At 72.4% G+C, this 24035-nt stretch carries 22 protein-coding genes; 9 read left to right on the top strand and 13 right to left on the bottom strand.

The features are described from left to right. Window positions 1-26 precede the first annotated feature (26 nt). Together ACPYN7_RS09415 and ACPYN7_RS09410 are read right to left on the bottom strand one after the other, a co-directional pair. Window positions 27-1817 (bottom strand): DUF222 domain-containing protein, encoded by a 1791-nt coding sequence (locus ACPYN7_RS09415; protein WP_424347465.1) that lies wholly within the window; start codon window positions 1815-1817, stop codon window positions 27-29. Window positions 1818-2018: 201 nt separating this feature from the next. After that, window positions 2019-3119: an alkene reductase gene (locus ACPYN7_RS09410; RefSeq protein ID WP_424347464.1), complete on the bottom strand. Its 1101-nt coding sequence runs from the start codon at window positions 3117-3119 to the stop codon at window positions 2019-2021. 243 nt (window positions 3120-3362) lie between these two features. On the opposite strand from ACPYN7_RS09410, the gene ACPYN7_RS09405 reads away from it, so the two are divergent. Continuing rightward, window positions 3363-3725: a rhodanese-like domain-containing protein gene (locus ACPYN7_RS09405; protein ID WP_424347463.1), complete on the top strand. Its 363-nt coding sequence runs from the start codon at window positions 3363-3365 to the stop codon at window positions 3723-3725. 120 nt (window positions 3726-3845) lie between these two features. On the opposite strand, the gene ACPYN7_RS09400 is transcribed toward ACPYN7_RS09405, so the two are convergent. Further along, window positions 3846-4661: a helix-turn-helix domain-containing protein gene (locus tag ACPYN7_RS09400; protein WP_424347462.1), complete on the bottom strand. Its 816-nt coding sequence runs from the start codon at window positions 4659-4661 to the stop codon at window positions 3846-3848. Window positions 4662-4734: 73 nt separating this feature from the next. Between ACPYN7_RS09400 and ACPYN7_RS09395 the strand changes: the two genes are divergently transcribed. Beyond that, window positions 4735-5259 (top strand): VOC family protein, encoded by a 525-nt coding sequence (locus tag ACPYN7_RS09395; RefSeq protein ID WP_058873364.1) that lies wholly within the window; start codon window positions 4735-4737, stop codon window positions 5257-5259. A gap of 396 nt (window positions 5260-5655) precedes the next feature. On the opposite strand, the gene ACPYN7_RS09390 is transcribed toward ACPYN7_RS09395, so the two are convergent. The 6 genes from ACPYN7_RS09390 to ACPYN7_RS09365 all read right to left on the bottom strand — a co-directional run bounded on the left by ACPYN7_RS09390 (window position 5656) and on the right by ACPYN7_RS09365 (window position 11595). After that, on the bottom strand, window positions 5656-7365 hold the full coding sequence (locus ACPYN7_RS09390) for an aryl-sulfate sulfotransferase (RefSeq protein WP_424347461.1): 1710 nt from the start codon (window positions 7363-7365) through the stop codon (window positions 5656-5658). A 165-nt stretch (window positions 7366-7530) separates the two neighbouring features. Continuing rightward, the gene (locus tag ACPYN7_RS09385) at window positions 7531-7863 is read right to left on the bottom strand and encodes a protealysin inhibitor emfourin (protein WP_424347460.1); all 333 of its coding nucleotides are present in this window, start codon (window positions 7861-7863) and stop codon (window positions 7531-7533) included. A gap of 75 nt (window positions 7864-7938) precedes the next feature. Then, window positions 7939-9315, bottom strand: coding sequence for a M4 family metallopeptidase (locus tag ACPYN7_RS09380; protein WP_424347459.1), 1377 nt, complete (start codon window positions 9313-9315; stop codon window positions 7939-7941). A gap of 20 nt (window positions 9316-9335) precedes the next feature. After that, window positions 9336-9725, bottom strand: a complete 390-nt coding sequence (locus tag ACPYN7_RS09375; protein WP_424347458.1) for a hypothetical protein — start codon at window positions 9723-9725, stop codon at window positions 9336-9338. 129 nt (window positions 9726-9854) lie between these two features. Continuing rightward, a complete protein-coding gene (locus ACPYN7_RS09370; RefSeq protein ID WP_424347457.1) occupies window positions 9855-10733 on the bottom strand; it encodes a PKD domain-containing protein in 879 nt (292 codons plus the stop codon). 214 nt (window positions 10734-10947) lie between these two features. Beyond that, window positions 10948-11595 (bottom strand): DUF6318 family protein, encoded by a 648-nt coding sequence (locus ACPYN7_RS09365; RefSeq protein WP_424347456.1) that lies wholly within the window; start codon window positions 11593-11595, stop codon window positions 10948-10950. Between the two features lie 225 nt (window positions 11596-11820). On the opposite strand from ACPYN7_RS09365, the gene ACPYN7_RS09360 reads away from it, so the two are divergent. From ACPYN7_RS09360 to ACPYN7_RS09340, 5 genes are read left to right on the top strand one after another with little or no spacing between them, the layout of a single operon-like run. Continuing rightward, window positions 11821-12525, top strand: coding sequence for an NUDIX hydrolase (locus tag ACPYN7_RS09360; RefSeq protein WP_058873358.1), 705 nt, complete (start codon window positions 11821-11823; stop codon window positions 12523-12525). Then, window positions 12522-13817: a quinolinate synthase NadA gene (gene nadA, locus ACPYN7_RS09355; protein WP_424347455.1), complete on the top strand. Its 1296-nt coding sequence runs from the start codon at window positions 12522-12524 to the stop codon at window positions 13815-13817. Before ACPYN7_RS09360 ends, nadA begins: the two co-directional genes overlap by 4 nt. Continuing rightward, complete coding sequence (locus tag ACPYN7_RS09350) at window positions 13814-15658, top strand: L-aspartate oxidase (RefSeq protein ID WP_424347454.1); 1845 nt, start codon at window positions 13814-13816, stop codon at window positions 15656-15658. Before nadA ends, ACPYN7_RS09350 begins: the two co-directional genes overlap by 4 nt. Continuing rightward, window positions 15652-16575 (top strand): carboxylating nicotinate-nucleotide diphosphorylase, encoded by a 924-nt coding sequence (gene nadC, locus ACPYN7_RS09345; RefSeq protein ID WP_058873355.1) that lies wholly within the window; start codon window positions 15652-15654, stop codon window positions 16573-16575. Before ACPYN7_RS09350 ends, nadC begins: the two co-directional genes overlap by 7 nt. A gap of 2 nt (window positions 16576-16577) precedes the next feature. Next, on the top strand, window positions 16578-17747 hold the full coding sequence (locus ACPYN7_RS09340; RefSeq protein WP_058873387.1) for a cysteine desulfurase family protein: 1170 nt from the start codon (window positions 16578-16580) through the stop codon (window positions 17745-17747). A 6-nt stretch (window positions 17748-17753) separates the two neighbouring features. Here the strand turns inward: ACPYN7_RS09340 and ACPYN7_RS09335 are convergent, their stop codons facing one another. The 3 genes from ACPYN7_RS09335 to ACPYN7_RS09325 form a co-directional block, all read right to left on the bottom strand. After that, window positions 17754-18290, bottom strand: a complete 537-nt coding sequence (locus ACPYN7_RS09335; protein ID WP_058873354.1) for a hypothetical protein — start codon at window positions 18288-18290, stop codon at window positions 17754-17756. Between the two features lie 145 nt (window positions 18291-18435). Further along, window positions 18436-19020 carry a hypothetical protein gene (locus tag ACPYN7_RS09330; RefSeq protein ID WP_058873353.1) on the bottom strand — a complete coding sequence of 195 codons (585 nt, stop codon included), beginning with the start codon at window positions 19018-19020 and terminating at the stop codon, window positions 18436-18438. A 145-nt stretch (window positions 19021-19165) separates the two neighbouring features. Next, a complete protein-coding gene (locus ACPYN7_RS09325; RefSeq protein WP_058873352.1) occupies window positions 19166-20683 on the bottom strand; it encodes an acyl-CoA synthetase in 1518 nt (505 codons plus the stop codon). A 323-nt stretch (window positions 20684-21006) separates the two neighbouring features. Here ACPYN7_RS09325 and ACPYN7_RS09320 point away from each other — a divergent pair, with 323 nt between their 5' ends. After that, window positions 21007-22344, top strand: coding sequence for an MFS transporter (locus tag ACPYN7_RS09320; protein ID WP_058873351.1), 1338 nt, complete (start codon window positions 21007-21009; stop codon window positions 22342-22344). Window positions 22345-22421: 77 nt separating this feature from the next. Here the strand turns inward: ACPYN7_RS09320 and ACPYN7_RS09315 are convergent, their stop codons facing one another. Beyond that, window positions 22422-22880 (bottom strand): MarR family winged helix-turn-helix transcriptional regulator, encoded by a 459-nt coding sequence (locus ACPYN7_RS09315; protein ID WP_058873350.1) that lies wholly within the window; start codon window positions 22878-22880, stop codon window positions 22422-22424. Between the two features lie 182 nt (window positions 22881-23062). Here ACPYN7_RS09315 and ACPYN7_RS09310 point away from each other — a divergent pair, with 182 nt between their 5' ends. Continuing rightward, the gene (locus ACPYN7_RS09310; protein WP_424347453.1) at window positions 23063-24034 is read left to right on the top strand and encodes an SDR family NAD(P)-dependent oxidoreductase; all 972 of its coding nucleotides are present in this window, start codon (window positions 23063-23065) and stop codon (window positions 24032-24034) included. Window position 24035 lies beyond the last annotated feature (1 nt).

Genomic DNA, 24035 nt, shown 5'->3' with positions numbered 1-24035 from the left:
GGCGGACCGGGGTACGGTCCAGGGTCTCAGAACGGCGGCGGATCATCGGCCGGACCGGAGCGGGCACCGGGCCGGGGAGCGAGACCCGCAGCGGGATCCCGGGCGAAGTCCGACGCGAGGTCCGGGGCGTCGTGCGGTGCGCGGGCAGGCGCACGGCGCGGGAAACGGTGCGGGGTGCTGTCCGCGACGGGGTCCGGAGCCTCGGAGCGGTACTCCTGCGGATAGGTCCTGTGCACCTGTCCTGCGGGAGATGTCCACATCAGCACGCCGTGCCGGCCCAGGACCCCTGTCCCGTCCGGAACCCCGGCGACAGGACGCGGTCGCCCGGAGTCCCGCCGCCCAAGGGCCGGCTGTCCGCGGTCCAGGTCCTCGGGTTCCACGTGCTCCACCCGCCACCGGCCCAGCGGGCCGTCCCGGTGCTTGAGCAGGTGGTGGTGCCGGCACAGGTGCGCGAGGTTGTCCGCCGAGGTGCGGCCGCCGTCGGCCCAGGCAACGGTGTGGTCGAGGTCGCAGCGCGACGCCCGGCGTCGGCAGCCCGGGAAGCGGCACGTGCCGTCCCGGGCCCGCAGCCGGTGCTTGAGGTCCGCGGGCACGGCGTAGGTGCTGCGGTCCCGGTCCAGGACGGTCCCGGTGACCGGATGGGTGAGGATGCGGGACCAGGACGGCGCACGAGCCGCGATCCGCTCGGCCAGGCCGATCGGGATGGGTCCGTAGCCCTCCAGCTCCGCGCAGCGGGAGGTCCGCAGCAGGTCCTCGACGGGACCGGTGAGCGCCTCCCTCGTGCTCCGGAGGAGGGCGAGGGCCGGCACGGTGACCGTCACGTGCCCGCGGATGCCGCGCAGGTGCTCCGGGAGGTCGGCGGGCTCGCCGTCGAGCAGGATGTCCGCCAGCACGTCGGCCCGCAGTTGGGGCACCGTGCGGCGCTCCGGAGCTTCGGCGGCGAGAGCGGACGGCCCGGCACCTCCGGCCGACGGCGCGGGCGGGGCCACGGGCGGGACCTGCGCCGCGAGGACGCCGTCCGGCGCCACAGGAACGTGGTGCGGAGCGGGGAGCGCCGCGCGGTCGACCAGCGTGTCGAGGCGGTCCTGGATGGCGTGCGCGGTGCCCGCGTCCAGGAGGGCGCACAGCTGCGCCATGCCGTCCTCCCGGGGTTCGACCCACACGCGACGGTCCCGCAGCGCCAGCCGGTGGCGCTGCTCCTCGGTCTTCCGCAGCAGACCCGCACGGCGCCGACGTGCGAGGGCTCGCAGCTGGGCCACGGTGCTGTCCGGCGCCCGCAGGAGCAGCTCGTCGACGATCCGGCGGACGCTCTCGGCCGGTGCCCGAAGCTCCGGCGCGGAACTGTCGGCGTCCCACACGAGGTCGCGCCACAGCTCGATGAGCACACCTGCCTGCCGGGAGCCCATCAGCCCCTGCTCCAGGGCCTCCAGGACCCCGGGCAGGGACTCCGCGAGCAGCACGGCGTCCTCGACGCGGCGCAGCGCGGTGCCCGCGGGCAGCCGGAGGGCCGGGCCGATCTCGTCGGCGACGTCCCGGATCGTCTGCTCCGCGGGCTCGAGCGAGTGAGGGCCGAGCCGGTCGGCCTCGGCGGGCATCCAGTCCGCCTCCACCATCCAGCGCTGCTCCCGGGCCTCCTCCTGGAGCTGCCAGAGCCGGTGCAGCAGCCGGTACTGGCGTCCTGCCGCCCGAGCCTCGGCGCAGGACTCCTCGACGAGCGCCCGCACGCCGTCGGAGAACTCCTCGCCGATCTGGGCCAGGTCCGTCTCCTCCCGGAGGGCGTCCTCCAGGGTTCGGGGCGGCTGGGAGGTGGTGGCCATGGTTCATGGTCCCAGCCGGATCCGACACGCTAAGACGTGACCCGTATCACCTTCGGGGTCTCCGCGTCCCGCCCGGCAGGGCTGGGCAGGACACGGGGAGCCGCCCAGACTGCCCGAACAGGCAGTCCGGACAGCCCTCGGCGCTCCGCTCACGAAAGGGTCCGCGCGCCCCGCAGGGCCGGGTGGAACGCGAAGAGTGGCTCAGGCCTGCGCGAACGGGTAGTCCGTGTAGCCCTCGGCGCTCTGCGTGTAGAAGGTCCGCGGGTTCGGCACGTTCTCCGGCAGACCCTCCGCCCAGCGCCGTGCCAGGTCCGGGTTCGCGATCGCCGGGCGCCCGACGACGACGCCGTCCGCCACGCCCTCCTCGATCAGCCGCACGCTCTCCTCGCGGGTGGTCGGAACGTCGCTGAAGCCGCTGTTGGCCAGGAAGGCGCCGCCGAAGCGGGTGCGCAGTCCCTGGACGAACTCCCCCTCCGGCTCCTTGTGCAGCACGGAGAGATAGGCGAGGCCGAGGTCCTGGATGCCGTCGACGAGAGCGGCGTACGTGGCCCGGACGTCCTGGTGGTCCGTCTCCCAGGCGTCCTGGATGTTGTGCTCGGGCGAGATCCGCAGGCCGACCCTCTCCGCGCCGACGGCCTCGGCCACGGCCCGGACGACCTCGACCACGAAGCGGGCGCGGTTCTCCGGGGAGCCGCCGTACTCGTCGGTGCGCTGGTTGGCGCCCGGCGCGAGGAACTCGTGCAGCAGGTAGCCGTTCGCGCCGTGGATCTCCACACCGTCCAGGCCCGCCTCGATCGCGTTGCGCGAGGCCCGGACGAAGGACTGCACCACGCCCGGCAGCTCCTCGGCGGTCAGCGCGTGCGGCACGGGGTAGTCGGCCTTGCCCTGGTAGGTGTGCGTCTTCCCCTCGATCGCGAGAGCGCTGGGGGCCACCGGCTGGGAACCGCCGTTGATGTCCGGGTGCGTGACGCGCCCGGCGTGCATAACCTGCATGAACAGGCGGCCGTCGGCGGCGTGCACGCTCTCGGCCACCCGGCGCCAGCCCTCGACCTGCTCGGGCGTCTCGATGCCGGGCTGGTAGGCGAAGCCCTGCCCCACCACGTCGGGGTACGTGCCCTCGGTGACGATGAGGCCCATCGAGGCGCGCTGGGTGTAGTGCTCCACGTTGAGCTCGCCGGGGACGCCGTCACGACCGGAGCGCATCCGAGTGAGCGGTGCCATGACGAGGCGGTTCGGCAGCTCGAGGGAGCCGAGGGTGACAGGCGTGGACAAGGTGGAGTGCGGCACGGGGAGGCCTTTCATCAGGGAACTGGTTCTTTCCGTCTCAACGGAAGATCCCGCGAAGTTATTTGCGCCCCTGTTGTCTCGTTCCTCACAACTGGTGCCATACATACCCCAGGGGGTATTATCGAACCAGACACCCCGAACTCGTCGGGCGGAGCGGAAGGACCTCTCATGCAGAACAGCACCACAGCACCCGTGCGGTGCGGGACGCACGCCCCGCGCCGCACGGACGCCTCGACCGCTCCCAGGAAGGACTGAACCGTGGGACTCCTCAGCCGCCTCTTCGGCACCAGCTACGAGACCGTGGACGTCGCCCGTGCACGGGAGCTCCTGGACGACGGGGCCGTGCTCGTCGACGTCCGCACGCCCCAGGAGTACCGCGCGGGTCATGCCCCGGCCGCCCGGCACATCCCCCTGGAGGCCATCGCCACTCGTCAGCGCGAACTGTCCAAGGACCGGCAGGTCGTGACGGTCTGCCGGTCCGGCGCCCGGTCGGCGAACGCCGCCCGGCAGCTCGCCGAGGCCGGCTACCAGGTGGCCAGCCTCCGCGGGGGCATGACGGCCTGGCAGCGCGCCGGCGAGCGCGTGGTGGCCAAGAACGGCCGGCCCGGCACCGTCGCCTGATCCGGGGCCGCGGCCCTCGCGCCGGCGCCGGATCAGCATCCGCCGACCCGGCCAGGCAGGGCCACGATCAGCATCCGCCGTCCCGACCCGACCAGGAACGGCCACAGGCCCCCGGGGCCCTCACCCGACCTCCCGCCCCGGCAGGGCGCGCCCGTAGCCGCGCGGGGTGGCGCCCAGCACCGACCGGAACTCCCGGGTGAGGTGGGACTGGTCGGCGAAGCCCAGCTCCGCGGCGAGTGCACCCAGGTCCGCGTCCGGGTCCGCGCGCATCCGTTCGGCCGCTTCCTGGAGCCGACGACGACGGAGCAGCAGCTGCGGCGGCATCCCGACGAACCGGGCCGCGAGCCGTTGCAGCGAGCGCTCGGACACGTGCAGCTGCCGGGCGAGGTCGGCCGGGCTCCGCACGTCGGCGCCCGCCTCGAGGAGGTCGACCATGCGGTTGGCCACGGCACCGTCCCGCACCGCCGCCGGGGACACGGCCGCCGCCAGCGCCCGGACGTGGTCTGCGAGCAGGGCGGCCGCCTGTGCGTGCCGGCCGGCCGGGTCCGCTGCCGTCATGGCCTCCGCGACGGCCGGGTGCAGTCCGGGGGCGGGGAGTGGCGCCGATCCGTCGAGCAGGTCCGCCGGGCGCTGGGTGAACAGCAGGACCCCTGCCGGTCGCAGCAGCGCCCCGACCGCCCAGCCCCAGCCCGTGAGCACCCGGGTGGACGCACGGCTCGTGGGTCCGTGCAGCGCCGCTCCGTCCGGTTCGACCACCACGTTGCTCGCCGGATAGCCCAGCACCAGCTGCTCGACGCGCTCCCCTGCCGGCAGGTCCCACTCCGGGATCCACAGCTGCCGGACGAGATGGGCGACGTCGTCGGGCGCGGGCAGGCGCACGACCGTGGCGTGCGGTCCCGGGGTGAGGTGGCCCCGCGTGGTGGGCGGCTCGCTCATGGCACGAGCGTAACCAGCCGAGGGTGGCGGAAATCTTCAAGACCGGCCTCGGCCCCCTCCCTAGGCTCGGAGCATGAGCACAGAGCAGAACCTCCGCGGGGCCACCGGAGCACACACGACCGACGGGACGCCCCACGGGTTCACGTCCCTGACCCCCTTCATCGCGGTGGTCGACGCCGCCGCGGCGATCGACTTCTGCACCCGCGTCTTCGGGGCCGTCCTCGTCGACCGCACCGACATGCCGGGGGCCGACGGGACGCCCGTCGTCGTGCACGCCACCCTCGACCTCGGCGCCGGACGTCTCCAGCTGGGCGAGGTGAACCCCGACTTCCACCTCGTCCCGCCGCCCGCGGGCGACGACGACTGCTACTCCCTGGGCCTCTACGTCCCGGACGTCGATGCCGTGGTGGCGCGCGCCGTGGCCGCCGGCGCCACCGTCCGCGAACCCGTCAGCACATTCGTCTCCGGCGACCGCTTCGGCAGCATCCGGGACCCGTTCGGCGTCCGCTGGTCGGTCATGACCCGGGTCGAGGACCTCTCCCCGGAGCAGAGCAGCGCCCGTGTCGCCGAGTGGGCGGAGTCCGCGGGACAGGCGTGAACCGGCTTGCGGCTCAGGCGTCCCAGGAGCCGGCGGCCGGGCGTGGAGCTCCGGGGCCGTGTCGTCCGGGTCGCGCTCCGAGCGGGAGATCCTGCCGTGTGCACCGGGCTGCGGTGCCGTCCCCGGCGCCAGGACTCGCTCGCCGCGGGGCCGAACCTCGGCGGGCGAGGGCCCGGGGCCCGCGCGCGAACTCCTCGGACGCGTGCGGGCCCCGGTCTCCGGGACGGGTGCCGTCCGCGGCTTTCCGCTCCGCGGCCGGCACCGTCAGCTTCTCCCTGTGTCCCGGGGATCCCCTCGCACCGATCAGCCAACCAGTTCGTGCTGAACGCGAGCTGAGGCGGGGCGACCGCGCGGGGTCCCGGCGCTGCCGTCCGTTCCTGCCGCCGGCGCGCCGGCTCAGGAGCCGGCGAACCAGAAGTCGCCGAAGTCGTACTTGAGCACCCGGTAGGCGAAGTCGTTCTCGGTCGCCCCCTCGAGGGCGTAGCCGTAGCGGGCGACGACCTCGCGCTGGGCGTCGTACTCGGCGAACGTCAGGGCCTGGCCGCTGTTGATCACGAGCGGGCCGCCGAGGTCCTGCACGTTGCTGACGATCGCGGAGTAGGGGACGGGAACGGTCTCGACCTCGGTGTAGGTCCCGGCGTTCTCGTCGACGAGGTACTTCCGGTACTCCGAGCGGAGGGAGGGGTCCGCCGTGGACACCGGGGAAGTCCCAACGGGCACAGGGGCCGTGTAGTCCGGACGGCTTCTCATGCTCCAGAACGAGTTGTCGAACATCGTGAGGTAGTACTGGCCGTCCGCCAGCGCCGCGTCGTCGAGGCGCACCACCGAGTGCTGCCCGCCGGTGTCGGGGAAGTTCCCCGCCTTCTCGAGGAGGAGGCCCTCGGCGTCGCTGCCGGCCCAGACCTCGCGCTGGCCGATGATGTAGTCGATCGCGGGGCTCCCGTGGACGTCGTCGACCTTCAGGATCGCGGAGGTCTCCCGCGCGCTGACGATCACGGAGTCGCCGTCCGCGGACCAGTCGACCGAGTTGAGGTGCAGCCAGTCGTCCACCCCGTTCGGACCGTAGGGCTGGGTGCGGGACTTGTAGTCGGCGAGGAGCTCCGTGAAGTCGATCGTCTTCTCGTAGGTCCCGGTCTCCAGGTCCAGGGACACCAGGACGTCCTCCACGCTGCCCTTGGCGGTCTCCGTGGCCAGGGTCACGACCTTGCCGTCGTCGGTGATGTCGAAGTCGTGGTGCATCTCGTAGCCCGTCAGGACGTAGGTGGCCACGACCCGGCCGAGGCCGTCGATGCGGGCCACCTGGTCCTTCCCGACGGTGGTCACCATGGTGTCGCCGTAGAACTCCAGGCGGTCCGTGCGGTAGCCGTCGAGGTCGAACTCGGCGCGCAGCACCCCCGCGTTGTCGTAGAGCAGGGTGTAGTCGACGTGGCGCCTCAGCCCCATCACCGCGAACAGTCCGTCGGTGAGCTCCTCAGCGTTCCCCACCACGGTGCGGTCGAGAGTCGTGCGGTCGCCCGACGCGCTCGGCGGAGCGGTCACGGTGAACGAGAACTCCACGGGTTCGCCGTCGTCGGGCTGCCAGGTGGTGGTCACGGTGTTCTCGGCGCCCGGGACCACCCCGATGAGCTGTCCCTCGAACGACGAGGCGCTCGGGTCGTGGTCCTTCGCGACGCGCGTGAAGTCCTCGGTGCCGGGAGAGCTCACGGTGTAGGTCAGGGTGCCGCCGCCCTCGGTCCCGAACTGGGCGTAGACGCCCGTGGTGTTGGTGCCGAAGGGGTTGAGCACGAGCAGGGGGTCGTCCGGGGCCGAGCCCAGGGTCTGCAGGTCGTCCAGCGCGGCGTCGACCACCTGCTGCACGTCCAGGGCGAAGCCACGAGGCTCCACGGGCACGCCGTTGCGGGCCACCGAGACGGTGTAGAGGTTCGCGTCCGCCTCCGGATAGGTCTCGGCCGTGGCGACCAGCTCGTTGGCGGCGGGCACGAGCGGAGGCGCATCAGGCTGCCGCAGGAGCGTCGGCGGCGGGGCCGCGAGGGCCGGAGCCCCCGATACGACCAGGGCGGCCGCCGTGAGAAGGGTGACGGAACGAGCGCGGGATCTGTTCGACATCTCGGACTCCTGGCGGTGGGCGCGGCGGTCAAGTCCGGCCGAGTGTAACCACCGAACCCCCCTCTGATAAGGGGCGATGCATTTGCGGCGGCTAACGTCCCACCTCGGGGGCGGGTCGGCGGCGCGGCATGACCCCGGATGACCTCCCGTGGGCCCGAATTCCCCTCATGCTTCCTCGCCGGACTCGCACTGGTCCGCGCAGTCGCGCAGCCGCGCCACCAGCTCCTGCGCCGCCGGGTCCTGGTCGAACTCGCTCACCACGAGGCGCCGGACACCGGAGCTCTCCTGGACCTCGATCACGTAGGACTGCTGGTCGGCCGTGCCGCGGCGGGCCGCCGGGGCGGTCGGTTCCAGCCGGTGCGCGCGGACGGTCTCGAAGAGGTCGAGGAGCGCGTCCTGCTGCGCCCGGGGCAGGGACTCGGTCTCGAAGCTCCGCTCCACGGCCAGCCCGGGGAAGTACGCGATGCCTCCCTCGCGGCGGTAGCTGACTCTCGCCATGAACGGCACCGTCCCTCCGTAGGACGCGGGTGGCCCGGGCCGGTCTCCGCGGGGACCGGCGGGGCCGATGGGGAATCAGTTCCCGACTATACCCGTGGCGCCCTTCCTGGTCAGGCGCCAGCACCCGTCCGCCCCCTCGAAGTCGGACATGGCACCCGTGGCGACGTCCCCCGCGAGCGTGCCGGCGTACCGCGCCGAGCCGGCGTCGAAGGACAGGAGCAGGGTGCTGTCCTGCTGGTGCCACTTGCCGGTCAGGTCGCCGGTGAAGGACCCGTCCTCGTGGAACGTCAGGGGCGTCTGCGCGTAGGTGTCCGTGCAGCCCCAGCTGTAGTGGAGCACCCACTCGTCCGCGAGGGCACCCACCGCCCGGGTCGCCTCGGGCGCGACTCCCACCTGCTGCCACGCGTCCGCCACCACGTCCCGCTCCGCGGGTCCGTACAGGGTGACGGCGTGCTTGATGGTGAGGCCCGCGAAGTCCTTGAACTGCGCGGTCCACCGCAGGCGCCGCAGCTCGGGGTCCCGCATCGCGGCGTACCAGATCCGGCCGGCCCGGTCCCAGCTGTAGCCGCCCAGCCCGATCGCCGCGAGGCAGAAGGCCCGGTTCGGGATGCCGGAGTTGATGTGCACCCCGCCGTTGTCGTCCAGGGTGTGCACGAACCGGGACATGTGGTCCGGCTGCGGGTCCTTGCCGAGCACGTCGTCGTCGAACGCGGTGCCGGGTGCCTTCATCGACCGGAGACCGACGCCGTCGACGGCGCTCGTGAAGAGACCGGTGCCGATGATCCAGTCGGCGTCCGCCGCGGTCTGCCGGGGCTCGGACACGTACTGCTTGACCATGGCCCCGATGACGTCGGAGAAGTGCTCGTTGAGCGCCCCGGACTGGTACATGTACAGCAGGTCGGACTCGTGCGTGGTGATCCCGTGCGCGAGCTCGTGCCCGATGACGTCCACCGCGGCGGTGAAGCGGTTGAAGTACTGGCCGTCACCGTCCCCGAAGATCATCTGCCGGCCGTCCCAGGCCGCGTTGTTGTACTTGTCCTGGTAGTGCACCGTGCCGAGCAGGGGCATGCCGGCGTCGTCGAGGGAGTTGCGGCCGAAGACCTCCTGCATGAGGTCGAACGTGGAGCCCAGCCCCTCGTACGCCTCGTCCACGGCGGGATCCGCGCTGGCGGGATCCCCCTCGGAGCGCACGAGCGCGCCCGGCAGCTCGGCGGTGTTGCCCGCCGAGTACACCCTGCGCTCCCGGTGGGCGGCGGCCTGTGCCGCGACGGAGCGGGCGGTCAGGTCCACGATCAGCCGCTCCGCCCGGACCGTGGTGTCCACGGCCAGTGCGGCCAGGGCGTTCCTGCGGGTCTGCTCGTCCCCGTGCACCGCCATCTGCTCGTGCACGTACGGCGGGATCACACCGCAGAACGGCCCGTGTCCGCCCCGGTGTCCGTGGTCCGTGGTCATTGCCTGTCCACCTCTCCGCATCAGATCCGGTTGCCCGCGGCGTCCAGTTCACCGGGCGCCGTCCCCGCGGAGGCCGGCCTCCGCCCGGCGACGTCCGCCGGCTGACCGGCGCTGCTGTCCGCGGGTTCGGGCCCATCGGCGGAGCCCCGCCTGACCAGGTACCAGCAGCCGCCCGGCGAGCCGTCGAAGCAGGACATCGCCCCCGCTCCCGCGCTGCCGGTGACCGTGCCGCCGTACTGCGCGGGGCCGTCGGCGAAGCGGATCAGCAGCGTGCCGTCGTGCTGGCGCCAGGCGCCGGAGAAGCCGCCGCCCGAGAAGGTGCCGTCCGGGTTGAACACAAGGCCCACCCGGCCGTAGTCGTCGGTGCAGCCCCAGCTGAAGTGGAGCACCCACGGACCGGAGATCGTCACTGTTCCGCCCCTTTCCCCGTCCGGAGCGTGTGCACCGGCGGGACCGCTGACCGGGTTTCCCGGGGACCGGGGAACCATGTGCATCGATCATCCCACCAGAGTCCGACGACGTACCGGTCGGCGCGGAAATCAGCAGCCGACGCCCTGCGGGTTCTCGAGGCAGTCGTCCGCGTAGTTGCGCACCGTGGAGCGCCAGACGCTGATCGGCACGGGCGCGCTCGCCACGTCGTTGAGCCCTGCCACGGGCAGCCACGGACCGCCCGCCACGGAGTACTCGCCGGAGAACCAGGTGGTGAGCGAGACGGCGTAGTCCCCGGTCTCGGTGTAGACGTGGCTGGTGTCGGTCTGCACGTCCCACGCCCCCTCCGCGAGCGGGGCGCCGCTGAGCTCCGTGGGGCCGAGCCCGGTGCCGTCCCCGTAGTCCCACGCGTACTGGACGGGAACGGCGCGCACCTGCACCGGGAACCCGCCCAGCTCCGTGCTGAACTGCTGGGGCCGCGCCTCCGCCCAGACGTTGGTGTGCATGCCCCTCAGCGTGTCCGGGGCCGGCTGGACGGCACTGGCCGCGGGCGCGACGGCGAGCGTCCTGAAGTCCTGCAGGGTGAAGGTCGGCAGCTCGACGACCTCCTCGCCGCCCTCCGCCTCGGCGACCGCCACGCACATCGGCTCGCCCCAGGGGGTGTTGAGGTCCACGTCCTGCCGGACGACGACGTTCATGTAGACGCCCTCGCCACCGTCGGCCGTGGTGCAGTTCCGCTCGGCCAGGCAGTCGTCCAGAGCCCCGCCGGTCCGGTTGGTGCAGGGGTTCTGCAGGCCGAACGTCTGCGACTTCGAGCGCGCGATGGCGTCCGGGTTGAACGGCCGGTCGATCCCCTGGTCGCTCAGGTACTGGCGGAGGGCTTTCTGGAAGACGGGGTCCTCGTCGGGGTCGTAGTCGACCGGGACGGCGTTACTGGCTTCTTTTGCCGCCGTCTTGGGGGACTGAATAGATTGCCGCTCTTCGCGCATTTCTGCACCAAGGTGAATGTCTTTTCCATCCGCGGATACCGATACATCCTTAAGTGAACTACCGGATATTTGGTCACCAATTCCGTTATTCAGTGCTTTTTTATTAATTCGATCCGCCACCGAGGGGCCTTCTTCCGCACTGGCAGGCATCGTCGCAAAGTTAGCCCAGAGCAATGCAAGTAAAGTTCCTCGAAGTGCTATACAGGTCCAATATTTAGCCACCCGAGATCGCCGCCGCAGTTATGTAGGTCCAAGATTGGCCTTTGTAATCGAGGTAAACGAGAAATGGCTTGTTTGGGTCGATTTCAGAGGTTTCTTCATACGTCACCTCGCCGTCTTCTACGAGCCTTCCCCCTTCTGACCACCCTTTGACCACAGGTTTATATATTCCATCCGCTGCTCGCACAACAGGGTTTTCCTGTATTTCAAGCGTTTCCCTGCCGCCAACCAGCCACGCGCCCAGTTCGTAAGCTTGTTCAACGGTCGCCAATTCTTCCCTGCATACTTCACAGGATGGAGCCGTAATTTCCCGCGCGTACGAGGTGTCACCGGTCTGGTAGGCGTACCACATCGCGTCCGACCAGTAGTCGAGGAACGCCTGCGCCCCCTCCCGGGACTCCTCCTTCGCCAGGGCCGGCATGACAGGCTTCGGCACGTTCTGCGCAGGCCCGTCGAGCGAGGCCGGCACGTAGGCGTCGGGAGTCGCGTCGGGACCGGGCGTCGCCGATGTCGCCGAGGCCGACGAGGCTGCGCTGGAAGGCGACGCCGCGGCGCCGTCGTCGTCGGTGCCGCACCCCGCGAGGAGCAGCGCAGCCAGGGCGGCACCCCCGATCGCCGTGCCGACTGGGTTGGACCGGACCATGGAGTTCCCCGCTTCGCTCTGCCACGCCCCCGACGGACCGGCTGGATGGCTCAGATGGTAAGCGCCCTCCGCCGCGCCGGAGCAACCCCTGTGGACGCCGAAGAACCCGCGTTTTCATGGGGCCAGGTCAGCGCCACCATGGTCACGACTTCGTTAACGTCAAATTGACCCTAACAGTGTTAGAGTCAATGCAACCTGAAGACCGACGCAAGGGAGGAGGTGACGATGAGCGCGCAGAACGTGGCACTCGCGGTGTCCACCGTCATCTTCGCCGCCCGGGACACCGGCCCCGACGGCCGCAAGGAGCTCTGGCTGCCCCTGGTCCGCCGCATCCGCGATCCCTTCCGCGGGATGTGGGCCCTGCCCGGCGGGCCGCTCCAACCGCACGAGGACCTCGAGGCCTCCGCCGCCCGCTCCCTGCAGCTCACCACCGGCCTGCAGCCCGGCTACCTCGAGCAGCTCTACGCCTTCGGCGGCCTGACCCGCTCGGCGAACGCCGAGGAGCGCGTCGTCTCGATCGTCTACTGGGCCTCGATCCGCGCGGACCAGGCCTCCGACCTCCACGCCGACCTCAACGTCACGTGGATGCGCACCACCGAGCTGCCGCCCCTGGCCTTCGACCACAGCGACATCGTGGACTACGCCCTCTACCGGCTGCGCAACAAGATCACCTACAGCCGCGTGGCGCACTCCTTCCTCGGCGAGACCTTCACGCTCGCCGCACTGCGGGAGGTGCACGAGGCGATCCTCGGCGCTCCCCTGGACCCGGCCAACTTCCGGCGGCAGGTGCTCGCCTCCGGCGCCGTCCTCGACACCGGCACCCGCCTGGAGGGCACCCGCCACCGCCCGCCCCGGCTCTACCGCTACAACTCCGACCTCGACCTCGCCGACCGCACCCCGGCCGGCCGCACCAGCCAGGAGCAGACATGACCTCCGTCGCCACCCGCATCGACCTGCTGACCGAGAAGCCGGCCGACCTCCCGGGCACCGCCCCGGCCACCAGCACCTGCAGCACCGATCTCGCGGCGAGACCGTGGGACTTCGCACCGGCCGTCGCCGCCGGCTACGGCCCCGGGGCCTCCGAGACCGACACGGTGCCCGCCGGCGCCCCCGCCCAGCCCGTGATCCCGGAGGAGTACCAGCACGCCTCCGCCGAGGAGCTCGACCGGCGGATCACCGCCGCCAAGCAGACGCTGGGCGAGCGCGTGGTGGTGCTCGGCCACTTCTACCAGCGCGACGAGATCGTGAAGCACGCCGACTTCCTCGGCGACTCCTTCCAGCTGGCCCGCGCCGCGCGGTCGAAGCCGGAGGCCGAGGCCATCGTGTTCTGCGGCGTGCACTTCATGGCCGAGACCGCCGACATCCTCTCCGGCGACCACCAGTCCGTGATCCTGCCCAACCTCGCCGCCGGCTGCTCCATGGCGGACATGGCCGACGAGGACTCCGTCGAGGAGGCCTGGGAGCAGCTCATGGACGTCCTCGGGGAGACCGGCGACGACGACCGGCAGAGCGTGGTCCCCGTGACCTACATGAACTCCTCCGCGGCGCTCAAGGCGTTCTGCGGCCGGCACGGGGGCATCGTGTGCACCTCCTCCAACGCCGCGACCGTCCTGGAGTGGGCGTTCGAGCGCGGGCAGCGCGTGCTGTTCTTCCCCGACCAGCACCTGGGCCGCAACACCGCCAAGGCCATGGGGATCTCCCTGGAACAGATGCCGATGTGGAACCCGAACAAGGACCTGGGCGGGAACACCGCGCAGGACCTGCAGGACGCCAAGGTCATCCTCTGGCACGGCTTCTGCTCCGTGCACCGCCGCTTCACCGTGGCCCAGATCGACAAGGCCCGCGCCGAGCACCCCGGAGTGCGGGTGGTCGTGCACCCCGAGTGCCCCATGCCCGTGGTCGACGCCGCCGACGAGAGCGGCTCCACCGACCACATCCGCAAGGCCGTCGAGGCCGCCGAGCCGGGCAGCACCTTCGCGATCGGCACCGAGATCAACATGGTCAACCGGCTCGCCGACGAGCACCCCGAGCACACGATCTTCTGCCTCGATCCCGTCATCTGCCCGTGCTCCACGATGTACCGGATCCACCCCGGCTACCTCGCGTGGGTGCTCGAGGAGCTCGTCGCCGGGCGCGTGATCAACCGGATCTCCGTGGACGCCGGAACCGCCCGGGACGCCGAGGTGGCGCTCGAGCGGATGCTGGCGGCGCTGCCGCGGTGAGCACGCACCCGGCACCGCGCGTGCTCGTGGTGGGGACCGGCGTCGCCGGTCTCACGGCCGCCCTGGGCGCCGTCCGCCACGGGCTCGACGTGACGCTGCTGAGCAAGGACGCCCTCGACGAGACCAGCACCGCCCGCGCCCAGGGCGGGATCGCGGCCATGACGGCCGGGCTCCCGGCCGGCCAGCGCCGCGACTCCGAGCTGCTCCACGTCCGGGACACCCTCGCCGCCGGGGCGGGGACGTGCGACGACGACGCCGTGCGCGTCCTCGTGCGCGAGTCGGCGGCCGCTGTCGACGAGCTCGTGGCGCGCGGGGTCGGCTTCGACCGCGAGGCCGGAGCGGACTCCCCCTGGCTCGAGGGCCTCGAGGGGGCCCACTCCGTGCCCCGGATCCTGCACGCCGGCGGCGACGCGACCGGCCGCGAGATCCAGCGGGCACTCCTGGCCGCCGCGCTGGCCGCCGAGGCAGCGGGCCGGCTGGTGATCTCCCGGCACACCATGCTGGTCGACCTCGTGCTCGGGCCCGGCGGCCGCGCGGCCGGGGCCCTCGTCCTGACGGGTCCCGGGGACCGGCCGCGCGAGCTGACCGCTGACGCCGTGGTGCTCGCCACCGGCGGGGCCGGGCAGCTCTATCCGCACACCACCAACCCGGTCGTGGCCACCGGCGACGGCGTCGCCGCGGCGCTGCGGGCGGGCGCCGCCGTGGCGGACCTCGAGTTCGTGCAGTTCCACCCGACGGCACTGGCGGCCCCGGGCTGCTTCCTGGTCTCCGAGGCCGTCCGCGGCGAGGGCGCGGTGCTGCGGGACGCCACGGGCCGGCGCTACCTCGAGGACGCGCACCCGCTCGCGGAGCTCGCTCCCCGCGACGTCGTGGCCCGCGAGAACGTCCGCCGATCCCTGGCCCAGGGCGGCCGGCCGGTCCTGCTCGACTGCACCCGCATGGCCCCGCCCGGCCCGCACGGGAGCGGCACCACCGCCGAGTTCCTCGCCCGGCGCTTCCCCACGATCGACGCCGCCCTGCGGGCGCACGGCGTCGACTGGTCCCGGGAACCGGTCCCCGTCACTCCGGCGGCCCACTACCTGATGGGCGGCGTGGCCACCGACGGCTTCGGCCGCACCACCGTCCCGGGGCTCTACGCCGTGGGCGAGTGCGCGGCCACCGGCGTGCACGGCGCCAACAGGCTGGCCTCCAACTCGCTGCTGGAGGGAGCCGTCTTCGGGGCCCGCGTGGCCGATGCAGTACAGGCCGACGCGTTTCGCACGGACGCGCCGGGAACCGGCCGGGCGGCCGACGACGCCCCGGTCTGCCTAGTCCTGTCCGGCCGCGCCGAGAGCCTGCCGGCGGCCGGTTGTTCAGGGATCGCGGCCGCCCGGTCCCGGAGCACTGCGCCGTTCGGCTGGAACGCCGTGCCGGTCGACGAGGACACCGAGACGGTCGACGCAAAGGCTGTGCCGTTCGACGGGAAGACCGCGCCGTTCGACCGCGCACAGTTCCAGGACGCGATGTGGGCGGGCGCCGGCGTGCTGCGCGACCGCGCGGGGCTCGAGGCACTGTCCCGGCGGCTGGCCGGCTTCCGCCCACCGGCCGGCCTCTCCCGCCGCGCGGTCGAGGACCGGAACCTGCTGACCGTGGGCCGCGCCGTGACCGCCGCGGCCCTGCACCGCACCGAGTCCCGCGGGGCACACTTCCGCGAGGACTTCCCGGCCTCCGACCCCGCCCGCGCGCGACGCACGTTCTGGCTCCTGGAGTCCGTCCCGAGCACGACCCCCCACCACGCACCGATCAGCGAACATGTCGATGCCGGCATGTTCGACATCCCGGAGAGGATCCCCGCATGCTGACCCGAGCCGCCATCACCGAGGTCGTGGAGCGGGGGCTCGCCGAGGACGCCCCCTGGGGCGACATCACCTCCGAGCACCTCATCCCCGCCGGCACCACCGCCCGGGCCGAGCTCGTGGCGCGCGAACCCGGCGTCTTCTCCGGCGGCCAGGTCTTCGCCGCGACGTTCGCCGCCGCGGACCCCGCCGTGGCCGTCGAGCTGGTCCGCGCCGACGGCGACCGGTTCGAGGCCGGGGACACGCTGGCCGTGGTGACCGGTCCCGCCCGGGCGGTGCTGACCGGCGAGCGCGTGGCCCTCAACCTCACCCAGCGGATGTGCGGGATCGCCACGCTGACCGCCCGCTACGTCGCCGCCGTCGAGCAGACGGTCGCCCGCGTGGAGCAGGCCGCGAACCTCCCGCCCGGCACGATCACGCGGACCCGGGTGGCCGACACGCGCAAGACCACCCCGGGGCTGCGGGTGCTCGAGAAGCACGCCGTGCTCAGCGGGGGCGGGCACAACCACCGGCACTCCCTCTCCGACGCCGTGATGGCCAAGGACAACCACCTGGCCCTGCTCACGGCCGACGGCACCGACCTGGCCGGCGCCCTGCGGCAGCTGCGCCGCCGCCTCCCCCACACGGTGCACCTCGAGGTGGAGGTGGACCGCCTCGACCAGATCGAGGCGGTCCTGGCCGGCGGCGCGGACACGGTCCTGCTGGACAACTTCTCGGTGGACGACCTCGTGAGCGGTGTGGCGATCATCGACGGCCGGGCGACCGTGGAGGCCTCCGGCGGCGTGAGCCTGGAGACCGTCGGGGACATCGCGGCCACCGGGGTGGACGTCATCTCGGTGGGCGCGCTCACCCACTCCGCCCGGAACCTGGACCTCGGTCTCGACATCGGGCTCGGCCACCGCCCCGGCACCGGGACGGGATGACCGTGCTGTACCTCGACTCGGCCGCGACCACCCCGGTCCGGCGGGAGGTGCTGGAGGCCATGTGGCCCTACCTCACGCAGGAGTTCGGCAACGCCTCGAGCCACCACGAGGCGGGCCGGCGGGCCCTCGCCGGCCTCGACCGGGCCCGGGCGACGGTGGCGCAGGTGCTGAACTGCCGTCCCGCCGAGGTCGTGTTCACCTCCGGCGGGACCGAGGCGGACAACCTCGCCGTGAAGGGCATCGCCCTGGGGCGCCGGGACCGGGACCCGGCGCGCACGCACGTGGTGACGAGCGCGGTGGAGCACTCCGCCGTGCTCGGCTCGGCCCGTGACCTGGCCCGCTGGGACGGCTTCGAGCTCACCGAGCTGGGCGTGACCGCCGAGGGACTCGTGGAGCCCGATTCCCTCGCGGGGGCTGTTCGTGCGGGCACCGCGGTGGTATCCGTGATGCATGCGAACAACGAGACGGGTGCGGTCCAGGAGATCGCCGAACTGGCTGCGGTGGCTCGGGCGCGGGACGTCCCGTTCCATACGGATGCGGTCCAGGCGGCCGGGGCGCTGGAACTGGACGTACAAGCGCTCCACGTGGCGGCGCTGAGCCTCGCCGGGCACAAGATCGGCGGGCCCAAGGGCACCGGGGTGCTGTACCTGCGCCGGGGCACCCCGCTGCGCCCGCTGCTGAGCGGCGGCGGGCACGAGCGCGGCCGGCGCTCCGGGACCTCGGACGTGGCCGGCGCCGTGGGCTTCGCCACGGCCCTGCGGCTCGCGGCGGAAGAGCGCCCGGAGCGGGCGGTGCGGCTCGCCGGGCTGCGGGACCGGCTGATCGCCGGGATTCTGTCCGCGGTCCCCACGGCGGTGCTGACCGGACCGGACCCGCGGGAGCGTCCGGCGGCGCGGCTGCCCGGGAACGCCTCGTTCTGCTTCCCCGGCGTCAACGGCGAGACGGTCCTCGTGGACCTGGAGGCGCGCGGGCTGCTCGTCTCCTCGGGCTCGGCCTGTTCCGCCGGGGACACCGAGCCCTCCCACGTGCTGACCGCCATGGGGATCCCGGCCGAGGTCGCCACCACCGCGGTCCGGTTCACCCTGTCCGCCGAGGTGACCCCGGAGCAGGTGGACGGGATCGTGGCGGCGGTCCGGGACGTCGTCGGGCGCCTGGGCGCCCCGCGCGGCTGAACGGGCTCAGCCGGCCGGGACCGGGTGCTGCACCCCGTCGTGCACGACCGCCAGGACCGGCTCGCCCTTCTCCTCCACGGTCCGCATGCTCTCCGGCACCGGGGTCCACGAGGGATCGGGGCAGGACTGGGGCGCGGGACCCTCGGGAACGGCGCTCGAGGCGCCCCGGCCGTCGAAGCCCTCCAGCCGGAAGCCGACGACCTTCCCCCACAGCGCGCCCGGCGCGCTGGCGATCCCCCGGGTCTCGGTGACCACCAGGTCCGTCCGCTGCACCAGGACCTCCGAGCCTCCCGGGCCGGCGCACTCCCACGAGATCGCGGTCACCGACTCGGACTCGGCCACGAACTCGAGCGAGGCCGCGTTGGCCTGCAGCGTCGCCTCGTTCCAGCCGAGCGCGGCCATGGCGTCGGCGCCGGTCACCCAGCCGGTGCCGTCCTCGTGGAGCTGCGTGGCCGCCCAGGCCGGCACCGTCAGCCCGATCGACGCCCCCGCCGCCGCGAGAGCCGCCAGGACCACGAACACCTTCTGCATGTGCTTCCCCATTCCCCTGTCCCCCGGCACCGGGGAGATCCTCCCGGGCCGTTTTCCCGAACGCTAATGCAGTCGCGAGGACGGATCCAGCGGCGTGACCCTTCTGTGACCCCCGTCCGACCTGCGACGACACGTTCCCGGCCTCGCCGTGCCGCGCTCAGGCCGCGGCACCCCGCTCGACGGGCACCGGGTGCGCCACACCCTCGTGGACGATCTCCAGGGCGGGGCCCGTCTGCTCCTGCGCCCGCTCGGTGGACCGCGGCACCCGGGACCACGCCCCGGGCTCGTGCTCGCTCCCGTGCTCACGCCCGTTCTCACTCCCGGGGCAGGCGTCGAGCTCCGGGCCCTCGACCACCGAGACGGCCACGGCGTCCGCGGCGAAGCCCTGCAGCTCGAAGCCCGTGACGGCACCGGTCACGGAGCTCCGCTGCACGGTGGCGACCAGGTCCGCCCGGGACGTCGTCGTCGTCCGCCGCTCCTGCACGGCCACGGCACCCGTGGCCTCCTGCACGCACTCCCACGTGGCCGTGGCCACGGTGACGGTCTCGGCGACGAGGTCGAGCTCCGCGGCGGAGGTCTGCAGCCGGCCGTCGGTCCAGTCCACGGCCCGCAGGACGTCGTCCCGGCCCACGGAGCCCGTGCCGTCGGCGTGCAGCGTCACGGCCGCCTCGGCCGGCACGGTCAGCCCGATGGAAGCGGCCGTCGCGGCGGTCAGCACGCAGACCGGCAGCGTCTTGTTCACTCGTTCTCCCCTCGTCCCTCCTGTCCCCCGACAGGAGTCCGGCGATCAGGCCGTGCAGGGGAGGCTAGATGAGAAGCGGTGGAGGCGTCCAGCGCCGCGGCCCGCCCGGCCGCCCAGGGGGCGTGGTGCCGGCCGCGCGTGCGCCTCAGCCGGCGGCCTGCTCGCGCAGCACGTTCTTGCGGATCTTGCCGGACGCGGTGCGCGGCATCTCCGCCACGAGACTCAGCGTCTTGGGCACCTTGTAGCGGGCGAGCCGCCCGGCCAGGTGCTCCTGGATCGCGTCCGCGGTGACCTCCTGGCCCTCCCGGGGCACGACGACGGCGTGCGGCACCTCGCCCCACTTCTCGTCGGGCACGCCGATGACCGCCACGGCGGCCACCTCCGGCAGCTCGAGGATGGCCGCCTCGACCTCCGCCGGGTAGATGTTCTCCCCGCCGGAGATGATCATGTCCTTGATCCGGTCCGAGACGAACAGGTAGCCGTCCTCGTCGAGATAGCCCAGGTCCCCGGAGTGGAACCACTCCCCCTCGAAGGAGCCCGCCGCATCGGGGCGGTTCCAGTACTCCCGGATGACGTTGGGCCCCGAGAGCAGGATCTCCCCCGCCTCGCCGGGTCCCGCGGGCTCCCCGGCCGCGTCCACGATCCGCACGTCGGAGAAGAAGTGCGGCAGCCCCGAGGAGCCGGCCTTCTCGCGGGACTTCGCCGCCGGCAGGTTGGTGGCGCCCGGCGCGGTCTCCGTCATGCCGTAGCTGGCGGTGAAGGCCAGTCCGCGGCTCTCGTAGGCGTCCAGGACCCGCATGGGCACCGCGGAGCCGCCGCAGGTGAGCTTGCGCAGCGAGGACAGGTCCGTGCTGTCCCAGTCCGGGTGCTCGCACAGCAGCTGATAGGTGGTCGGCACCCCCGACAGCCAGGTGACGCGGTGGGCCTCGATGAGCTCCAGCACCCGGCCGGGCACGAACTTGGACTCGAGCACCAGCGTGGCGCCCTTGAGCAGCGTCGGCAGCACCCCCATCCCGAGCGATGCCACGTGGAACATCGGCGAGATCATGAGCGCGACGTCGTCGGCCGCCACGTCGTAGTCCACCAGGACGTTGACGCAGTTCCAGGTGAAGTTGCCGTGGGTCAGGCAGGCGCCCTTGGGCCGGCCGGTGGTCCCGGAGGTGTACAGGATCACCGCGAGGTCGTCCAGGCCGACCGGGACGTCCTCCGTCCAGGGCTCGGCCGCCCCGATCACCGTCTCGAGGGCGGGCACCCCGTCCACGTCCTCCTCGGCCACGACCCAGCGGGGCACGCGCGCCAGCTCCCTGGCCGCCGGTTCGGCCAGGCCCGTCAGGGCGGCGTCGTGGATCAGCACCGAGACGCCCGCGTCCTCGAGCTGGTAGCGGATCTCCGGGACGGCCAGGCGCGTGTTGAGGGGCACGAGCACCGCGCCGAGCGCCCCCGCCGCGAACATCGTCTCGAGGAAGGCCGGGCTGTTCTCCCCGAGGAAGGCCACCCGGTCCCCGGGGCCCACGCCCTGGCCTGCGAGGGCCGTCGCCAGGCGCCGGGACCGGTCGTGCAGCTCGCGGTACGTCAGCGTGCGCTCGCCGTGGACCACGGCCACCTTGGGGCCGGACTTCTCGAGCCTCCGGACGAGCCAGGATCCCAGTCCCTGATTGCGCATGCGATCGTCTCCTCAAACAGTCGTCAAAGCCAATAGTTGAAAAAATCCACTATTTGTTTCTCAGCGTAGAGAGAGCTGGATCACATTGTCCAGACCCCGGGGCCCGCAGATCCACCGGAGACCCGCCGATTTAGCACCATTCTTCAATGGTTGACATTTTCAATAGATTGCTGTTCCAATGGGTCCACTGTGCGCCGGCCCGCACGACCACCGGGACGCCCCCGGGGACCGGAGCCGGCCTGCTCACCGCACCGGCGCCCGACCCCGGTGCCGCGCCCACTCTTTCCGCCCCAGATCTTTCCGCCCCAGAGCAAGGACCCGCCATGTCAGCAGCACCCGACACCCTGGCGTCCCTGGACGCCCGCACCAGGAACCGAGAGGCGCGCAAGGTCATCTTCTCGAGCTACCTCGGCTCCACCATCGAGTTCTACGACTTCCTGCTCTACGCCTCGGCCTCCGCGCTGGTCTTCCCCTACGTGTTCTTCACCGACCTCGACCCGCTGGCCGGCACGATCGCGGCCTACGGAACCTTCGCCGCCGGCTACCTGGCCCGCCCGCTGGGCGGGGCGGTCTTCGGCCACTTCGGCGACCGCCTGGGCCGCAAGAAGATGCTCATCATCTCGATGCTGATCATGGGCATCGCCTCGACGCTCATCGGACTCATCCCCAGCGCCGCCGTCATCGGCTCCTGGGGAGCGGTCGTCCTGATCCTGCTGCGGGTCTGCCAGGGCATCGCCGTGGGCGGCGAGTGGGGCGGAGCCGCCCTGATGGCCCTGGAGCACTCCGCCAAGGGCAGGCGCGGGTTCGCCGCGTCCTTCACCAACGCCGGAGCGCCCACCGGCGCCGCGCTGGGCACCTTCGTCCTGGGCCTGTTCGCCGCCATGCCGGAGGAGCAGTTCCTCGCCTGGGGCTGGCGCGTCCCGTTCCTGCTGTCCGTGCTGCTGCTGGGCGTGGGCGTCTTCGTGCGCGCCCAGGTGTCCGAGAGCCCGATCTTCCAGGCCGCCCTGGCCAAGGAGGCCGCGGAGGGCCCCACCGTCAAGCGCAAGGTGCCCATCGTGGAGGTGCTCCGCCGGCCCCGCGCCCTGATCTACACGATGCTCGCGGGAGCCTCCGGGTTCGCCCTGCAGGTCTTCCTGGCCACCTTCGCGGTCGCCTACGCGGTCGAGGGCGGCGCCGACCGGCAGCCGGTCCTCTACGCCTTCGCCCTCGCCTCGGTGCTCAGCGTGTTCTTCGTGGTCGGCATGGGCCGCCTGTCCGACCAGCTGGGCCGGCGCCCGGTGATGGTCGTCGGGCTGGCGCTGTTCATCGCCCTGATCCTCCCGATGTTCTCGTGGCTGGCCACCGGCAACGTGCTGCTGATCTTCGCGACCTTCACCATCGGGCTGGCCTGCCACGCCGCGATCTACGGACCGCTGGCGGCGTTCATCTCCGAGCAGTTCGGCACGTCCGCGCGCTACACCGGGGCCTCGCTGGGCTACCAGTTCGCCACCCTGATCGGGGCGGGCTTCACCCCGACGATCCTCGCCTCGATCTACGCGTCCTCCGGGCAGGCCATCGCCCCCGTGGTCTGGTACCTCGCCGGGATGGCCGCGGTCAGCGCGGTGTTCATCCTGCTCACCCGGGAGTCCAAGGACTTCGACCTGGAGACCCACGAGCACTGACCCACGCCGTCGCACGCGCCGCGGCCCCCGCCTGACCGGTCAGGCGGGGGCCGCGGCGGGTGCGGGAGGGGCCGCGCTCAGAAGGCCACCTTCCTCAGCAGCCGGGACAGCTCCTCGCGCTCCGCCGGGGAGAGCGGGGACAGCGACTCCGCGGTGGAGGTCTCCACCAGGGCCCTGGCCCGGTCGTACAGCTCCCGGCCGGCCGCGGTGGGCGCGATGATCTTCGAGCGGCGGTCCCGCGGGTCGGTCCGGCGCTCCACCGCGCCGCGCCGCTCCAGGTCGTCGAGGATGGCCACGATCTGACTGGGGTCCAGCACCAGGAACTGGCTGAGCTCGCGCTGGGTCAGCTGCTCCTCGCCGCAGGCGAGCGCCAGGACCGAGTAGTGGCGCACCTTCAGCTCCAGCTGGGCAAGCTTCCTGTTGGCCGCCGAGGACCCCGTGGACGCGGCGCGGGCCATCAGGAAGACCGGCTCGGCCGTCAGCTCGGCCCCGAGGAGGCGCTCGAGACCGGCGGACGGGTCGGTGGGCGTGGTCATAGCGTCTCTCCTGGGGCCGGGGACCCCAGTCTACGGAGTCCGTGCCCCCAGCATAGATGGAACTTCTTAACCATTGACATTTTCAACGAATGGCGGTGGAATGGTGACGAACCCGGAGCAGTGACGGGCGTCACCCCGTCCGCTGCCGACCAGCGAAGCACCGTCAGCGAAGGAGCCATCCCATGGCACAGGACAGCACCACCTCCCCGAGCACCGCCCCTCTCGCCGGCAAGGTCGCCGTCGTCACCGGCTCCGGCCAGGGCCTGGGGCTCGCCTACGCCCAGGAGCTCGCCCGCCAGGGCGCGGCCGTCGTGATCAACGACGTCGACCAGGCGACCGCCGAGAACGCCGTCGCCTCCATCACCGCCGCCGGCGGGCAGGCCGTGGCCGTCGTCGCCCCGGTGGGCTCCACCGAGACCGCCACCGCCCTCGTCAACGGCGCCGTGGAGGCCTTCGGCCGCCTCGACGTCCTCGTGGCCAACGCCGGCGTGCTGCGCGACAAGTCGCTGCTGAAGATGACCGACGAGGACTTCGACCTGGTCATCCAGGTGCACCTGCGCGGCACCTTCACCTGCGCCCGCGAGGCCTACCGGTACTTCAAGGAGAACGGGGTCCCCGGGCGGATCATCGCCATCGGCTCCCCCACCGGCCAGTACGGCAACTTCGGCCAGACCAACTACGCCGCCGCGAAGGCCGGGATCGTGGGCATGGTCCGCACCTGGGCCCTGGAGATGAAGAAGGCCGGCGTCACCGCCAACGCCGTCATCCCCGTGGCCGCCACCGCCATGACCGAGACCATCCCGTTCTTCGCCTCCGCCGTCGAGGCCGACCGCCGCGGCGAGCCCATGCCGGACTTCTTCCGCAAGGACCTCGGCTTCGGCAACGCCGCCGACGTCGCCGGCCTGATCGCCTACCTCGCCTCCGACGACGCCGCGCAGATCACCGGCCAGGCCATCGGCGCCGGCGGCGACCGGCTCCAGGTCTTCAGCCACCCCCGCCCCGTGGTCACCGAGTACCGCGACGGCGGCTGGAGCTTCGAGGCCCTGCGCGAGGCGTTCCCCGCGCTCATCGAGGGCAGCCTCCAGCCGGTCGGCGAGACCCTGCCCCCGCTGCCGGAGGAGCTCAAGCCCGAGTCCGCGACCCCGCAGTCCTAGG

The sequence above is a fragment of the Kocuria sp. CH-021 genome (genome assembly GCF_049716185.1).
GTDB lineage: Bacteria > Actinomycetota > Actinomycetes > Actinomycetales > Micrococcaceae > Kocuria > Kocuria cellulosilytica.
This window is presented reverse-complemented; position numbering and strand designations above follow the sequence as displayed.

Bases quoted from the DNA above. Each gene is read 5' to 3' on its own strand.
- nadA (WP_424347455.1), top strand. From the start codon at position 12,522: ATGACCTCCGTCGCCACCCGCATCGACCTGCTGACCGAGAAGCCGGCC.
- ACPYN7_RS09390 (WP_424347461.1), bottom strand. From the start codon at position 7,365: ATGTCGAACAGATCCCGCGCTCGTTCCGTCACCCTTCTCACGGCGGCC.
- ACPYN7_RS09335 (WP_058873354.1), bottom strand. From the start codon at position 18,290: ATGGGGAAGCACATGCAGAAGGTGTTCGTGGTCCTGGCGGCTCTCGCG.
- ACPYN7_RS09310 (WP_424347453.1), top strand. From the start codon at position 23,063: ATGGCACAGGACAGCACCACCTCCCCGAGCACCGCCCCTCTCGCCGGC.
- ACPYN7_RS09385 (WP_424347460.1), bottom strand. From the start codon at position 7,863: ATGGCGAGAGTCAGCTACCGCCGCGAGGGAGGCATCGCGTACTTCCCC.
- ACPYN7_RS09360 (WP_058873358.1), top strand. From the start codon at position 11,821: ATGAGCGCGCAGAACGTGGCACTCGCGGTGTCCACCGTCATCTTCGCC.
- ACPYN7_RS09325 (WP_058873352.1), bottom strand. From the start codon at position 20,683: ATGCGCAATCAGGGACTGGGATCCTGGCTCGTCCGGAGGCTCGAGAAG.
- ACPYN7_RS09315 (WP_058873350.1), bottom strand. From the start codon at position 22,880: ATGACCACGCCCACCGACCCGTCCGCCGGTCTCGAGCGCCTCCTCGGG.
- ACPYN7_RS09370 (WP_424347457.1), bottom strand. From the start codon at position 10,733: ATGCGCGAAGAGCGGCAATCTATTCAGTCCCCCAAGACGGCGGCAAAA.
- ACPYN7_RS09320 (WP_058873351.1), top strand. From the start codon at position 21,007: ATGTCAGCAGCACCCGACACCCTGGCGTCCCTGGACGCCCGCACCAGG.
- ACPYN7_RS09400 (WP_424347462.1), bottom strand. From the start codon at position 4,661: ATGAGCGAGCCGCCCACCACGCGGGGCCACCTCACCCCGGGACCGCAC.
- ACPYN7_RS09415 (WP_424347465.1), bottom strand. From the start codon at position 1,817: ATGGCCACCACCTCCCAGCCGCCCCGAACCCTGGAGGACGCCCTCCGG.
- nadC (WP_058873355.1), top strand. From the start codon at position 15,652: ATGCTGACCCGAGCCGCCATCACCGAGGTCGTGGAGCGGGGGCTCGCC.
- ACPYN7_RS09380 (WP_424347459.1), bottom strand. From the start codon at position 9,315: ATGACCACGGACCACGGACACCGGGGCGGACACGGGCCGTTCTGCGGT.
- ACPYN7_RS09365 (WP_424347456.1), bottom strand. From the start codon at position 11,595: ATGGTCCGGTCCAACCCAGTCGGCACGGCGATCGGGGGTGCCGCCCTG.
- ACPYN7_RS09410 (WP_424347464.1), bottom strand. From the start codon at position 3,119: ATGAAAGGCCTCCCCGTGCCGCACTCCACCTTGTCCACGCCTGTCACC.
- ACPYN7_RS09395 (WP_058873364.1), top strand. From the start codon at position 4,735: ATGAGCACAGAGCAGAACCTCCGCGGGGCCACCGGAGCACACACGACC.